Raw genomic sequence first — 13,571 nt, forward strand, 5'->3', positions numbered from 1 at the left:
GCACCTGCGCAAAGTCGTCAAACACTCGCGCACATTTTATTGCGCGAGTGCCGTTCGGTCGCAACGCGTTTCGGTTTCAGCATTCGTTCAGAGACGTCGCCGGTGCGCCTTAGCGGACGCACACAGATAGAACGATTTTAAATCGTCACTCCGGTCCGATCATTTTTTCCGGACGCACGATGGCATCGAACTCTTCGTCTGTTACATAGCCGCCGCCGACGGCTTCCTCGCGCAGCGTCGAGCCCTTTTTGTGCGCGGTTTTCGCGATCTTGGCGGCGTTATCATAACCGATCTTCGGTGCGAGCGCCGTCACAAGCATTAACGAGCGCTCGAGCCCCGCCTTGATGTTGTCTTCCCGCGGTTCGATGCCGACGACGCAGTTGTCGGTGAACGATACCGCTGCATCGCTCATCAAGCGGACTGATTGCAGGAAGTTGTACGCCATCACCGGATTGTAGACGTTGAGTTCAAAATGACCCTGGCTGCCGGCGAACGAGATCGCGGCGTTGTTGCCGAAAATCTGAATGCAGACCTGGGTCAGCGCTTCGCATTGCGTCGGGTTAACCTTGCCCGGCATGATCGACGAGCCCGGCTCGTTTTCAGGTAGCGACAACTCGCCGAGACCCGAGCGCGGACCCGATCCGAGTAGGCGGATATCGTTTGCGATCTTGAACAGGGACGCCGCAACCGTGTTGATCGCGCCGTGCGTGAAGACCATAGCGTCGTGCGCGGCGAGCGCTTCGAATTTGTTCGGCGCCGATTTGAACGGCATGCCGGTGATGGTCGCAATCCGCTCCGCAACCATTTCCGCGAAGCCCTTCGGTGCATTGAGCCCGGTGCCGACGGCGGTGCCGCCCTGCGCGAGCTCCATCAGCTTTGGCAAAGTTTGCTCGATGCGCTCAATGCCGTTTTCTACCTGCTGGGTATAACCGGAGAATTCCTGACCGAGTGTCAGCGGCGTCGCATCCTGCGTATGTGTACGCCCGATCTTGATGATCTTCGCCCACGCGTTGGCCTTGTCGTCGAGCGCGCCTTGAAGCTTCTTGAGCGCCGGGATCAGCCGGTTAACGACTTCCTCCGAGCACGCGATATGCATCGCAGTCGGATAGGTGTCGTTCGACGACTGGCTCATATTGACGTGGTCGTTCGGATGCACCGGCTTCTTCGAGCCCATCTCGCCGCCGAGCATTTCGATGGCGCGGTTCGAGATCACCTCGTTGGCGTTCATGTTCGACTGCGTGCCAGAGCCCGTCTGCCAGACGACGAGAGGAAAGTGCTGGTCGAGCTTGCCGTCGATGACTTCCTGCGCCGCCTTGACTATAGCGTCGCCGATTTTTTGGTCGAGCCGGCCGAGCGCCATGTTCGTCTCGGCTGCAGCGCGCTTGACGATGCCGAGCGCGCGGACGATCGGGGCCGGCTGCCTTTCCCAGCCGATCTTGAAATTGCCGAGACTGCGCTGGGCCTGCGCACCCCAATATCGGTCCGCAGCAACGTCGATGGGCCCGAAGGTGTCGGTTTCAATGCGCGTCTTGGTCATGAGATCGGTCCATTCTTCGTTCGGATGCCGGAAAATGCGTGCTTCGTCGCGCATGGAAGCCGCTTTGTCGAGTTGTTTCGAATGCGACTACGGGGTTAACTTCTCCAGTCGTCGCTTTTCCCGTAAGTCGAGCCGCCAGGGAGAATAGCGGAATGCTGGAAGGATCCTGTCACTGCGGCGCTGTGCGCTGGACGTTCGATGGCGTCCCGCAGGATGCCACCGCCTGCAATTGTACGGTCTGCCGCCGCTACGGTGTACTTTGGGCCTACGACTTCGAAAATGAGCGCATCCGCGTCTCGGGCCAGACGAAAGATTACGCCCGCGGTAAGGCCCTCGAATTCCACTTCTGTCCCGAGTGTGGATGCGTGGCCTATTGGCGCGCATGTTTCGCCCAAGAAGACGGCCGCCGCCGCATCGCCGTAAACCTTCGCCTCACCGAGCCTGACGCAATCGCCGCGATCCCGATCGATCACTTCGATGGTCTTGTGAGTTTCGATGACCTTCCGCGCGACGGACGCTGCATCCGCGATATGTGGTTCTAGCGGCGGCGACGCGGCCGGAAGGTATCATCAGATTGGCGCTATTCCGTTTTCGCGAGCACGCTGTCGAGATTGTCGAAGAACTTCGACCAGCCGAACTTCGCGCCTTGATACGCCTGCTGCTGATCCGGCCGGAAGCCCGACTGCTCCATGCGCAGACGCGTCCCCGTAGCCGTCGGCGTGAGCGTCCACGTCACGACGCTCTCAAGACCGTAAGCTGCCCAGGTGTACGACAACGACGCATCCGGTTCGACGACCAGAACCTTGCAATCGACGGCACCCCAGTCAGCGCGAAGATGGAAGCGATGATCGACCACCGGCACGAAGTCGTTCTGCATTAGCCACTCTTCGATTAGATGCGGCTGCGTCAGCGCCCTCCAGATCTTTTCCGCCGGATAGGGAATATCGCGCTCGATGACGACGGACAGCGTTTCGCTCGCAGTCTGCTTCATGGGGCGTCCTCTCATTTTCTTCGTTGCGATGCGTGTCATTGAAGGGCATTGGCCCTCCGGCGTGATTTCGCCATGTAAGGCAGAGCGAACATGTAGAGTCCGCTAAACAGCAGCAAAAAGAGCGGTGGCAATGGCGAATAAGTAATCCACGCCGGAGGCTCGCCCCAAATCCGCACAACGAAATTGGCGATGACCGTCAGAGTGAATGCAATCGACAGCCAGCGGTGAATTTGCCGAACCCACATGTTGAGAGTCATTGGTCCATCCTCTTCAGCAGGTCTTCGAGTTGATCAAAACGGCTCTGCCAGAAGCCGGTCATCTGGCTCGTCCAGTCGATGAGCGGAGCAAGCGCGCCGACCTTTGCGCTGTAGTGCGTCTGCCGGCCTTCATGCCGGTCTCGCACGAGCCCGGCATCTCTCAAGATGCCGAGATGTTTCGAAACGGCCGGCTGCGAAATCCCAGCTTGCGCCGTCAGCACACTGACTGTTTGCTCTCCATTGCGGCACAGGCGCTCGAAAATGGCGCGCCGTGTGGGATCGGCGAGTGTGCGAAAAAGAATGTCGTGAGTGCCCTGCATCGCAATCCATAACCCATTGGCTATGAATAGATCCATATCTGACCAGTTATGTATTAGTCAAGCGCCAAAGGAGGAGGAGTGATCAATGACATGAGAAGATGAGAGAGAGGTTGCGCAAGCCAGTGCGCACACGGAACACATGTCGTGTTACAGGATCGTATGACCGATGACCTGATTTTGCCGCCAGGAACGGCAATTCCTCCTGGCGTCATTTTGCAAAACCGTCTCGGGGCAATTCAAAAAGCATGTCAGACGAAATCGTCGGGTTGGCCCAAGCCAAAGGTTGGCGCGCGCTGCGTCTTCCGCTTCTCGCTCAGCATTCAAAGAGAATATTCAAACTGCTAGCCCATCGCAGCGATGCGATAGTCCTCATCATCGTCCTGGCGCTCATCGTCTCCGTGCCGCAAGCGCTCCTTCACGGATATCACTACGTCGAAGGACTAACCGTCACCGTGGCTCAAAGCGCCTTGGATGACGGGAATTGGTTTAATCAGCATATGTACAATCTGCGCTGGATAGAGCGGCCTATGCTACTGTCCTGGGTTATTGCCGCGCTGAGTACGCCGTTTGGCCAAGTGTTCCCATTTATCGCGCGTCTGCCCGTGGTGCTTTCCCTCGTCGCGGGCACCGTTCTGATCTGGCGCGCAGTACGACCGAATGTCAGTCCTGAAGCTGCAGGCTTTGGGGCCCTGTTGTTTTTGGCCTGCCCGCTTGTCATGAGATATTACGTGACGTCCGTGGCGGACCTTCCGCTAGCGGCATTATTGTTTGGCGCTTTTCTGGTGTGGTGGAATGCATATGTCGCCGACCGGCTAACGGTCGGTCGCTGGATTATCATTGGAGCTATCTTAGCGATCGCCGCCCTTATGAAGGGTCCGCAACCGACGGCATATTTCTTTCTCGGTATCTTCGTCTTTCTCTCGTTGACCTCAGGGTGGCGTCAACTTCCTGGCCTCATCCTCGCCGGCTTTATCGCAACGGTTCCAACTGCGTTGTGGTATGCCCATGTTTTCGTCGCCGGAGATCAAGGCGAATGGCTGCGCTACACGCGGCTTTCGTCCAACGGCGTTGTGTGGCCTCACCCGTTTGCGAACGGCGCCGATTTCTTTTTTGAATGTTTGCCGGCTGCAATGCTGGCGGCGGCTCTTCCGTTTGCCGACTTCAGCGCTATGGAAACGAAACCTCGCCGGCACTTCATCCTTGCTGTCAGCTGTTATGGTCTGACGTGCACTTTGGTCGTTCTGTTCTGGCCGGCCGAAGTTAACCCCCGTTACATCTTGCCTGCGGTGCTACCCTTGTGCGTTCTTGGGGGCGTTGCATTTGATGCCTTGTCGAAACGAATGGCGCCGTTTGTTGCGACAGCCGGTGTGCTCGTCGCCGCTCTGTTGGGATACGCGATTTACCACTCGATGAGCGACGTGTTCCTGACGCCGGGATATATTCGTTCAAAAGTCGACGGCGCGAAAATCGCAACGCTCGTGAAGGAAGCGCCAGGCCCAGTCTATCGAACGGGCTGGCATGTGGCCTTGAACGAACTTCCGTATGTGCACGTCCCGGTGATGACGATAACGCCCAATCAAATAGCAAAGATTACGAGACCGGCTTGGCTTGTCGCGCCGGAGACTGATGCGCGCGCCATGCTCGCTCGAAGCCACGGACTAATGACATCGGTTCTCGCGTTTAACCACTTCGCGTTGCTTCGATTGAACTAGCAAGAAGCCGGCATCGACCGACGAAATGGGAGCATCAATCCGATGCTCTTATCGGCTGCGGCTTGCTCGTTTCGAACGATAATCGAGAGCGGCCGTCGAAGACGGCTCACTTCTTCCTGAACTGATCCAAGCTCAGAATTTTTGCGCCGCCGCTTTCGGGCTGTTTATCCGCCCCATCTTCGTCGCCGTCGCCCGGCAGGTTTTCTCCGGCGCGCGCTGCAGGCTCCGGATTGGGCGGCAGCACTTCCACCGGTTCGACTGCCGTCAGCGTCGAGACGTTTTGCGCATCCTTTTCGGCGGCGCGGGGCTTGCGCGGGGCGCGCGGCTTCTTCGGACGCGGCGCTTCGGTGCTCGCGTCATCGTAAGTTGCGTCGATGGCGCGAGGCGAAGAGGCAGCCTCCTGCTCGTTCGTTTCTTCATCGAACTGCAGGCCGTAGCGTACGCTCGGATCGATGAAGACCTTGATCGCCGCGAACGGCACGACGAGACGTTCCGGAATGCCGTCGAACGTCAGCTTCACTTCGAATCGTTCGTCGGAAACGATCAGGTCCCAGAAGCGATGCTGGAGGACGATCGTCATCTCGGTCGGATATTTTTCCTTGAGCCGCTTCGACAGGATCACGCCCGGAGCCTGCGTTAGGAAGGAAATATAAAAGTGGTGTTCGCCGGGGAGTCCCGTCTTGACGACCCGTTGCAGAACGGCGCGCACGACCCCGCGCATCGCCTCCTGCTGCAATTTCCCGTAATCTATGGACGGCCCCGATGCCATGCCTCAGCCTTCGATCCTACTTGAATTCCATCTGACCTCTGAAATCAGATTTCCCGTCCCGTCAAGCCCGCGCCGTCAAGTTTACCTCGGCGCACAGGCGGAAAGGTGGAGGGCTTCTGTTGCCCGGTGCCCTCCGGACCGCGCCTTACCCTGCTAGGGGCAAGGGCTTCAAGTTCAGGCTAGTCGCGCTGCATTACGCAGCGAGAGCGGCCTCAGCATAGTTGTCATTGGCAACTATTCTGTATGACCCGATAACGGTGGTATCATGCCGGGCAAAAGCTAAGTCCTTTACACCTTCGTCGATCCTATTTCGCCCCCATAACAGCTGGGCCTTACGGCCGGTGCTCGCCGGGAAACCCAACGAGATCACCGGGCCTTGCGGCCGGCTCCCCGCAAGGGGAGTCGCAAGGCCCAGCATAAATGGTGGAGGCGCCGGGTACCGCCCCCGGGTCCGATCGGCTTATTACGACCGCGTTTATCGCCATAGCTGGCAGAGCCAGCACCATTGAATATAGGGGGCAACGCTTACGAAAAAAAGCGTTTCGGTGACCTAGTTTCGCTCGCCCTGAAAACCTGTTACCCGCTGTGACGGCTGGGTGACGATCAACCGGCTCAGGCGGACCCCCCCGGATGCCGTATTTACGTGGGTGTTTCGATGCGACCGCCGCCGGAAAGAAGCAGATAATCCCCCGTGGAAAACATAATTCAGACCTGGAAAGGTGTGGTCGTCACGGCCGTTCTGGCTGTCGCGATCATCGTCCTGGCCACCGGAGCCGGGTATGGAGCAGCCTGGCTGTTCGACGTCTGGGCTCAAATTCATGAGCCTCGCGCATTTGCCGCAGGCGAGCTTGAGGCACTGCTGACCGGCCGCGTCGCGTCTTCGCTATTCGCCTTCCAGGTGGTGACGGTCGCCTCGGTCCTGATGGTCAACGCCTACGGACGCCGGACGACGGGCGCCAGCGCGTTGAGCTTTGCCATGCCGCGCGGCGGAATCTGGACGCTTTTTCTCGCCGTCATTGCCCTAGTCTCACTGGCGACCTGTTTCGCCTCGCTCGTCTTCGTCTTCAATCCGGATGCGCTGCGCCACGATTTGCAGCCGTTTTCCGAGATGATGAAGTCGCGGACCTGGTGGCTGATCTTGCTGGCCGCCGGCATTGGCGCACCGTTGGCGGAAGAATTGCTGTTTCGTGGCCTGATCTACGGCGCGCTGCGGCAATCGCCGCTAGGCTTCGTGGGGGCGATGGTCATTACAGCGGTCGCGTGGGCCTCCCTCCACGCCAACTATTCGCTTTACGGTCTCGGCGCGATCACGCTCATCGGTCTTTACCTGGCGTGGCTGCGCGAGCGCACCGGCAGCCTGCTGACCCCGATGGTGTGCCATGGGTGCTACAACTCATTGATCATTCTGCTTATGGTCTTGGCGCCCGATAGTGCGCTGACTACGGGCTGAAGGTCGTCTCAGAATCGCATAAGTCTGACCCCATGCAGCAATACCTCGATCTCCTGCGCCGCGTGCGCGACCACGGTACCGAAAAGACTGACCGCACCGGCACCGGTACGCTGTCAGTCTTCGGCCATCAGATGCGCTTCGATCTGGCTGAAGGCTTTCCGCTCGTCACGACCAAGAAGCTCCACACCAAGTCGATCATCGTCGAACTGCTGTGGTTCCTCGCCGGCGCGACCAACACGCAATATCTGAAAGAGCACGGCGTCAGCATCTGGGACGAATGGGCGGACTCGGAGGGCAATCTCGGTCCCGTCTACGGTAAGCAATGGCGCAGCTGGGAAGCTGCCGACGGCTCGACCATCGACCAGATCGCGAATGCCGTATCGGATCTGAAGCGCAACCCGGATTCGCGCCGCATCATCGTGACGGCGTGGAACCCGGGAGACCTCGCCAAGATGGCGTTGGCACCGTGCCACTGCCTCTTTCAATTCTACGTCGCCGACGGCAAGCTCTCCTGCCAGCTCTATCAGCGATCGGCCGATATTTTTCTGGGCGTGCCGTTTAACATCGCGAGCTACGCGCTGCTGACGATGATGATGGCCCAGGTGACCGGACTGAAGCCCGGCGAGTTCGTGCACACCTTCGGCGATGCACACCTCTACCTCAATCATCTCGAACAGGCCGATCTGCAGCTTTCGCGTGAACCGCGCCCGCTGCCGACGATGACGATCAACCCGAACGTCAGCTCGATCTTCGATTTCAAATACGAAGACTTCACGCTGTCGGGCTACGACCCGCACCCCCACATCAAAGCGCCCGTCGCGGTTTAAGCTATCTCCACATCGTCATGCCGACGAAGAGCCTGCCCCGGCGAAGGCCGGGGTCGGCACCCAGGCAAGCATCAGCAGACGCTTGTTTCGAGTTGACTGGATCCCGGCCTTCGCCGGGATGACGTTGCTGGTCTCCGTCCACGACGGCCGGCTAGACGAATGAGAGTCGTCGCGACAAACGAAAAGCTCGGCCGGCTCCCCGCAGGGGAGTCGCAAAGAGCAAACAAATAATGCTATGCCCCGCCGATGAATGACACATGCATATCCCTGATCGTCGCCGTTTCCGAAAACGGCGTCATTGGCCGTGACGGCGCACTGCCGTGGCGGCTCTCGTCCGATCTGAAAACATTTCGCCGCCTGACCATGGACAAGCCCATCGTCATGGGCCGAAAAACGTTCGACTCGATCGGCAAGCCGCTGGACGGCCGCGATAATATCGTCATCACGCGCGATCCGGCTTTCGAGGTAGCAGGCGTCTCGACCTGTGAGTCCGTAGCCGACGCGCTGACGCTCGCCCGAGTGCTCGCCAAAACCCGCGGCGCCGACGAGATCATGGTTATCGGCGGCGTTCAGGTATTCGAGGCCGCGCTTCCCGTTGCAGATCGAATTTATCTGACCCGTGTTCACGCCGATGTCGAAGGCGACCGCCATTTCGGCGCGCTCGATGCAGCCGAATGGCGCGAGTTAAGCCGCGAGCCGCTGCCCCAAGGCCCGCGTGACGACCACGCCGCAACGCTCATTGTTTACGATCGCCAAAAGCAAGACGCCTGAAAAGCCTGGCCGCCCTTGAAGGCGCGTGCCGAGGCCCCAAATTGCGATTAGCCAAACCAACGGGAAATTTGCGAACGTCGGGGCCCTGCCCTATAAGCTGCGCAAATCCCGGTTTTATCTACGTTGCTCAGGCCTTTGCAGTGCGTGTGTTTACATCCGGCGTCACCACGGTGCCGCGACATCTCGAAAAGGCCATTGGGGGGCACGATTTTAATCTTCAGCTCAAATTCGAAAGAGGCCCTGATTTATGCCCTGGAGTAGTCAAGGCGGTAGCGGCAGCGGTGGGGGAAACGGCGGCCGCAAAGGCGGTGGTGGTCCGTGGGGCCAAGGGCCATGGGGACCGCAGGGCGGCGGTGGCGGCGGGAAAGAACCGCCGGATCTCGATGAAATTTTGCGTCGCGGCCAGGATCGCATGCGTCAGGTGATGCGCGGTGGCGGCGGCAACGGCAGTGGCGGCGGTAGCTTCGGCGGCGGCGTGCCCAAACCGTTCCTGTTCTTTATTGCGATGCTCGTTCTGGCGGGCGTCGTCTTCTACGGCTTTTTCTTCCGCGTGAACCCGGACGAGCAGGGCATCGTCCTCCGCTTCGGCAAGTATGAGCGCTGGGTCGGACCCGGCCTCAATTGGCGCTTGCCGTACCCGATCGAGGAAGTGCGCCTGCCGAAGGTTACGCAGCAGCGCACCATCGAAATCGGCGCCGGCCGCAGCGTCATCGGTGCGCGCGACAGCGGCTTGATGTTGACAGGCGATGGCAGCGTCGTTGACGTCCGCTTCGTCGTCTTCTGGCGCATCAGCCCTGACAAGAATGAAGCCAACGGCCAGACAGGCGTTGAGGAATTCCTGTTCAACATCGCACAGCCGGAAACGACGGTGCGCGAGGTTGCTGAAAGCGCGATGCGCGAAGTCGTCGGCCAGTCCAATCTGCAGCCGCTGCTGACCGGCGGCCGTCAGGCGACGCAGGAAGCCGTGCAAAAGCTCATGCAGAAGACGCTCGATTCCTATGGGGCCGGCATCAAGATCGACCAGGTTCAGCTGAAAGAGGTCGATCCGCCGGAAGAAGTCATCCGCTCGTTCCGCGAAGTTGCAGCCGCGGCTCAGGAAAAGGAAACGCTGATTAAGCAGGCGCAGACCTATGCCGATCAGGTGGTGCCGCGCGCCCACGGTGATGCCGATCGCATCATCGCCGCCGCCGAGGGCTATCGCGATCAGACGGTCGCGGAAGCAACCGGTCAGGCCGCCCGCTTCCTCAAGGTCTACGATGAATACAAGAAGGCGCCCGACGTAACGCGCGAACGGCTCTATCTCGAAATGCAGGAGCGCGTGCTCTCCGGCGCCGACAAGATCATTCTGGACCAGAAGAGCAACGGCCAGGGTGTCGTGCCGTTCTTGCCGCTGGAGCAGCTCCAGCGCCGCCCGAGTGACGATCAGACCAGCACCGATACGGATGGAGCGAAATAACATGCGTGCGTTCTTCGCTTTCATTCTCGCCGTTATCGGCGTCGCAGCGGTGGTGCTCTATTCCTCCGCGTTCATCGTCCACCAGAACGAGCAGGCGCTTGTCCTGCGCTTTGGTAAGGCGCAACCCGCGATCACTCAGCCGGGCCTGCATTGGAAGATGCCGTTCATCGATACGGTCGAGAAATTCGACAAACGTATCCTCGATCTCGACACGACCGAGCAGGAAGTGACGGCGTCCGATCAGCAGCGTCTCATCGTCGACGCTTACGCCCGCTATCGCATCGTCGACTTGCTGAAGTTCTATCAGAACGTCCACGACGAGGATCGCGTCCGCGAAGTTGTCGGCCCGCTGATCGAATCTGAAATCCGCCGTGTGCTAGGCTCGGCGACCTTGCAAGAGGTCGTGAAAGACAAGCGTGAATCGCTGATGAAACAGATCGCGGATCAGGTGAATACGGAAGGCCGCGACTATGGCCTCGAAGTCGTCGACGTCCGCATCAAGCGCGCAGACCTGCCGCAGGAAAACCTCGTGAAGGTTTATGACCGCATGCGGGCCGACCGTGTTCGCGAGGCGACTGAGCTTCGCGCCCAGGGCGAAGCCGAAAGCAACCGCGTTCGCGCCAACGCCGACAAGGATGTGACGATCATCAAGGCGACCGCCACGCAGAAGTCGGACGAAATCCGCGGTGACGGCGAGGCCAAGCGCAGCCGCATCTTCGCTGAAGCCTTTGGCCAAGATCCGGACTTCTTCCGCTTCTATCGGTCGATGCAGGCGTATACGACGGCCCTGAAGCCGAGCGACACCCGCATGCTGTTGTCGCCCAACAGCGAATTCTTCCGGTACTTTGAGGATCCTAACGGCAAGCCTCCCACTGCGGCTGCTCCCGCGCCCCAGCGATGAACGACCTCCTGGCGGGACTGGGCGTCGCCCTTGTCCTTGAGGGTCTCTTATGGGCCGCCGCGCCCCAGTTTGCGCGGCGGACCGTTGAAGAGATTGCGAATTTCTCCACCGGCCGCATCCAGATCTGCGCGGTCGCCGCAGTGGCCGTTGGCGTATTTGTAGTCTGGCTCGCGCGGGGATAGGCAACTTATCCCCGCATGCTGGCGATATGCTACCTTGCCATGTTCACGCTTTGATGTTGGGCGAGCTAGCATAGGTCCGCGGCGGTCCTCGGGTGCCGGTCAGACTTGGAGTTCCTTGCAATGACGAAGAAAGTTTCGGCGCTTCTTCTCGGCTTGAGTTTGAGCCTGGGATTGTTGAACGTGCCAGGCGCCTGGGCTGAGACGTTCCAATACGGTCCCGCGTCTGTTGCTCCGCTGGCCAAGAAACTCTCTGATGCCGTCGTCAACATTTCGACGTCGCAGACCGTGAAGGGGCCGGCAGGCGTGCCGCTGCCGAAGGTGCCGAAAGGTGCGCCATTCGAAGACTTCTTCGATGATTTCTTCAACAAGCGCGGCGGCGTTCCGCACGGCGACCGCAAGATTTCCTCTCTCGGGTCCGGCTTCGTCATCGACGGCAAGGAAGGCCTGATCGTCACCAACAACCACGTCATCGAGGGCGCGGAAGAGATCGACGTAAATTTCCACGACGGCTCGAAGCTGGTCGTCGAGAAGGTCATCGGCCGCGATACCAAATCCGACTTGGCGCTTCTGAAGGTTTCACCGAAGAAGCCGCTGGCAGATGTGAAGTTCGGTTCCTCCGACGCCATCGAGGTCGGCGACTGGGTCATGGCGATCGGCAATCCGTTCGGGCTCGGCGGCTCGGTGTCGATGGGCATCATTTCGGCCAAGAGCCGCGACATCAATTCCGGTCCGTATGACGACTATCTGCAGACCGACGCAGCCATCAACAAGGGCAACTCCGGTGGTCCGCTGTTCAACATGAACGGCGAGGTGATCGGCGTGAACACCGCGATCATTTCTCCGACCGGCGGCTCGATCGGCATCGGCTTTGCCGTGCCGTCCGACACTGTCTCGAACGTCGTCGAGCAGTTGAAGCAATACGGTGAGGTTCGCCGCGGTTGGCTCGGCGTCAAAATTCAATCGGTGACCGACGAGATCGCCGAAACGCTCGGGCTTGATGAAAACGAAGGCGCGCTGGTCGCGGCCGTCACGCCGGACAGCCCCGCCTCGAAAGCAGGTTTGTTGCCGGGCGACGTCATCTTGAAGTTCGACGGCAAGGAAGTGACGAGCATGCGCGGCCTGCCGAAAATCGTATCGCAGGCGCCCATAGGTAAGGCCGTCGACGTCGAGCTGCTGCGCAAGGGCAAGCAGGAGAGCACGAAGGTGACGGTCGGCCGTCTCGAAGACGATGACGATAACGCCAGCGATCTCAAAAACGACGACGGCACGGAAGACGAAGATCCGAAGGGCTCGGCCATTATCGGAATGCGCCTGTCGCCGCTGACCGATGAACTGCGTAAGAAATATGGTTTTGACGCCAAGATCGCTGGCGTCGTCATCGAAGCCGTCGATCCGCAAAGCCCGGCCGCAACGAAGGGGCTGAAGGCAGGTGACGTCATCGTCGAAGCGGCCCAGGACACCGTGTCCGATCCGCAGGATGTCGCCAAAAGCATCGAGAAGGTGAAGAAGTCCGGTCGCAAGGCCGTGCTATTGCGCGTCGAGGATTCGAAAGGGGATCTTCGTTTCGTCGCCGTACCGGTGTCGTAACGGGCGTGCTATCGCCATCTGAAAATTCACGCCAGGAGAGAATTGGTGTCTGAGGGTCACGGCTTACTCGATACGATCTTTGACCAGCTTTCGCCCGTGCATCCCGATGGACACAAGTTCATCGCGATCGCCGCCGCGGTGACGCTGCTGTTCTTTTTTCTTTATCCACCGCTCGGCTGGCTTTGCGCCGGCATCACGGCCTGGGTCATCTACTTTTTCCGCGACCCGCTGCGCGTGACGCCGCTTCGGCCCGGCCTCGTCGTCTCGGCCGCCGACGGAAAGATTTCCGGCATCGAGAAAATCATTCCGCCGGCAGAGCTTGGTCTTGGCTCCGAGGAACGCGTCCGCATTTCGACGTTCCTGTCGGTGTTTGATGTTCACATCAACCGCTCGCCGGTCGCCGGCCGCATCATTCGCTCGCTCTATGTTCCGGGCAAATTCCTGAATGCCGCCCTCGACAAGGCGAGCGAGGACAACGAGCGGCGCATCCTCGTCATCGAAACGCCGACCGATGGCGATGTCGGCGTTGTCCAGATCGCGGGCCTCGTCGCGCGGCGCATTGTGACGTTTTCGGATGTCGGCGACGCCGTCGGCGTGGGGCAGCGATTCGGCCTGATTCGCTTCGGTTCGCGCGTCGATATCTATCTGCCGCCCGGAAAAACGGCTCTTGTCAGTATAGGCCAACGTGCAGTTGCGGGCGAAACCGTTTTGGCGGATCTTCACTCGCCGGAGCCGGAACGGGAGGCGCGTCGCGCCTAGAGGCTGGACGATCGCGTCGTTGACGAAAAGCGATGTCAATTCGGCATGGGGG

General features: G+C 59.8%; 15 protein-coding genes and 1 other RNA gene. 10 read left to right on the forward strand and 6 right to left on the reverse strand.

The annotated features are described in order from the left end of the window. Positions 1–145 precede the first annotated feature (145 nt). Complete coding sequence (gene fumC / locus RLW55_RS09050; protein ID WP_423416398.1) at positions 146–1,537, reverse strand: class II fumarate hydratase; 1,392 nt, start codon at positions 1,535–1,537, stop codon at positions 146–148. A 152-nt stretch (positions 1,538–1,689) separates the two neighbouring features. Between fumC and RLW55_RS09055 the strand changes: the two genes are divergently transcribed. Next, a complete protein-coding gene (locus RLW55_RS09055) occupies positions 1,690–2,079 on the forward strand; it encodes a GFA family protein (RefSeq protein ID WP_409561051.1) in 390 nt (129 codons plus the stop codon). Positions 2,080–2,117: 38 nt separating this feature from the next. On the opposite strand, the gene RLW55_RS09060 is transcribed toward RLW55_RS09055, so the two are convergent. Genes RLW55_RS09060 through RLW55_RS09070 form a run of 3 tightly spaced genes read right to left on the reverse strand, consistent with a single transcriptional unit; the run spans position 2,118 to position 3,105 of the window. Then, positions 2,118–2,528, reverse strand: coding sequence for an SRPBCC family protein (locus RLW55_RS09060; protein ID WP_423416221.1), 411 nt, complete (start codon positions 2,526–2,528; stop codon positions 2,118–2,120). 35 nt (positions 2,529–2,563) lie between these two features. Next, the gene (locus tag RLW55_RS09065) at positions 2,564–2,785 is read right to left on the reverse strand and encodes a hypothetical protein (protein WP_409561049.1); all 222 of its coding nucleotides are present in this window, start codon (positions 2,783–2,785) and stop codon (positions 2,564–2,566) included. Next, on the reverse strand, positions 2,782–3,105 hold the full coding sequence (locus RLW55_RS09070) for an ArsR/SmtB family transcription factor (protein WP_423416222.1): 324 nt from the start codon (positions 3,103–3,105) through the stop codon (positions 2,782–2,784). Before RLW55_RS09070 ends, RLW55_RS09065 begins: the two co-directional genes overlap by 4 nt. Before the next feature lie 245 nt (positions 3,106–3,350). Between RLW55_RS09070 and RLW55_RS09075 the strand changes: the two genes are divergently transcribed. Next, positions 3,351–4,817 carry an ArnT family glycosyltransferase gene (locus tag RLW55_RS09075; RefSeq protein WP_423416223.1) on the forward strand — a complete coding sequence of 489 codons (1,467 nt, stop codon included), beginning with the start codon at positions 3,351–3,353 and terminating at the stop codon, positions 4,815–4,817. Between the two features lie 106 nt (positions 4,818–4,923). On the opposite strand, the gene RLW55_RS09080 is transcribed toward RLW55_RS09075, so the two are convergent. Continuing rightward, entirely contained in the window at positions 4,924–5,586 is a 663-nt protein-coding gene (locus RLW55_RS09080; protein WP_423416224.1) for an SspB family protein, read from the reverse strand. 104 nt (positions 5,587–5,690) lie between these two features. Next, positions 5,691–6,127: a transfer-messenger RNA gene (gene ssrA, locus RLW55_RS09085) on the reverse strand. Between the two features lie 150 nt (positions 6,128–6,277). On the opposite strand from ssrA, the gene RLW55_RS09090 reads away from it, so the two are divergent. From RLW55_RS09090 to RLW55_RS09125, 8 genes are all read left to right on the forward strand, one after another. Next, positions 6,278–7,036 carry a CPBP family intramembrane glutamic endopeptidase gene (locus RLW55_RS09090; protein WP_414463925.1) on the forward strand — a complete coding sequence of 253 codons (759 nt, stop codon included), beginning with the start codon at positions 6,278–6,280 and terminating at the stop codon, positions 7,034–7,036. Positions 7,037–7,068: 32 nt separating this feature from the next. Continuing rightward, positions 7,069–7,863 carry a thymidylate synthase gene (locus RLW55_RS09095; protein WP_423416225.1) on the forward strand — a complete coding sequence of 265 codons (795 nt, stop codon included), beginning with the start codon at positions 7,069–7,071 and terminating at the stop codon, positions 7,861–7,863. 246 nt (positions 7,864–8,109) lie between these two features. Then, a complete protein-coding gene (locus RLW55_RS09100; RefSeq protein WP_409561043.1) occupies positions 8,110–8,634 on the forward strand; it encodes a dihydrofolate reductase in 525 nt (174 codons plus the stop codon). Between the two features lie 247 nt (positions 8,635–8,881). Continuing rightward, positions 8,882–10,090 (forward strand): FtsH protease activity modulator HflK, encoded by a 1,209-nt coding sequence (hflK, locus tag RLW55_RS09105; protein ID WP_409561042.1) that lies wholly within the window; start codon positions 8,882–8,884, stop codon positions 10,088–10,090. 1 nt (position 10,091) lies between these two features. Continuing rightward, on the forward strand, positions 10,092–10,991 hold the full coding sequence (gene hflC / locus RLW55_RS09110) for a protease modulator HflC (protein WP_409561041.1): 900 nt from the start codon (positions 10,092–10,094) through the stop codon (positions 10,989–10,991). Beyond that, positions 10,988–11,173 (forward strand): DUF2065 domain-containing protein, encoded by a 186-nt coding sequence (locus RLW55_RS09115; protein ID WP_013949489.1) that lies wholly within the window; start codon positions 10,988–10,990, stop codon positions 11,171–11,173. The genes hflC and RLW55_RS09115 overlap by 4 nt, the downstream gene beginning before the upstream one ends. A gap of 120 nt (positions 11,174–11,293) precedes the next feature. After that, positions 11,294–12,760, forward strand: coding sequence for a Do family serine endopeptidase (locus RLW55_RS09120; RefSeq protein WP_423416226.1), 1,467 nt, complete (start codon positions 11,294–11,296; stop codon positions 12,758–12,760). Positions 12,761–12,805: 45 nt separating this feature from the next. Continuing rightward, the gene (locus RLW55_RS09125) at positions 12,806–13,519 is read left to right on the forward strand and encodes a phosphatidylserine decarboxylase (protein ID WP_013949487.1); all 714 of its coding nucleotides are present in this window, start codon (positions 12,806–12,808) and stop codon (positions 13,517–13,519) included. The last annotated feature ends 52 nt before the right edge of the window (positions 13,520–13,571 follow it).

Source organism: Hyphomicrobium sp. B1, from assembly GCF_049532635.1.
Taxonomy (GTDB): Bacteria; Pseudomonadota; Alphaproteobacteria; order Rhizobiales; family Hyphomicrobiaceae; genus Hyphomicrobium_B.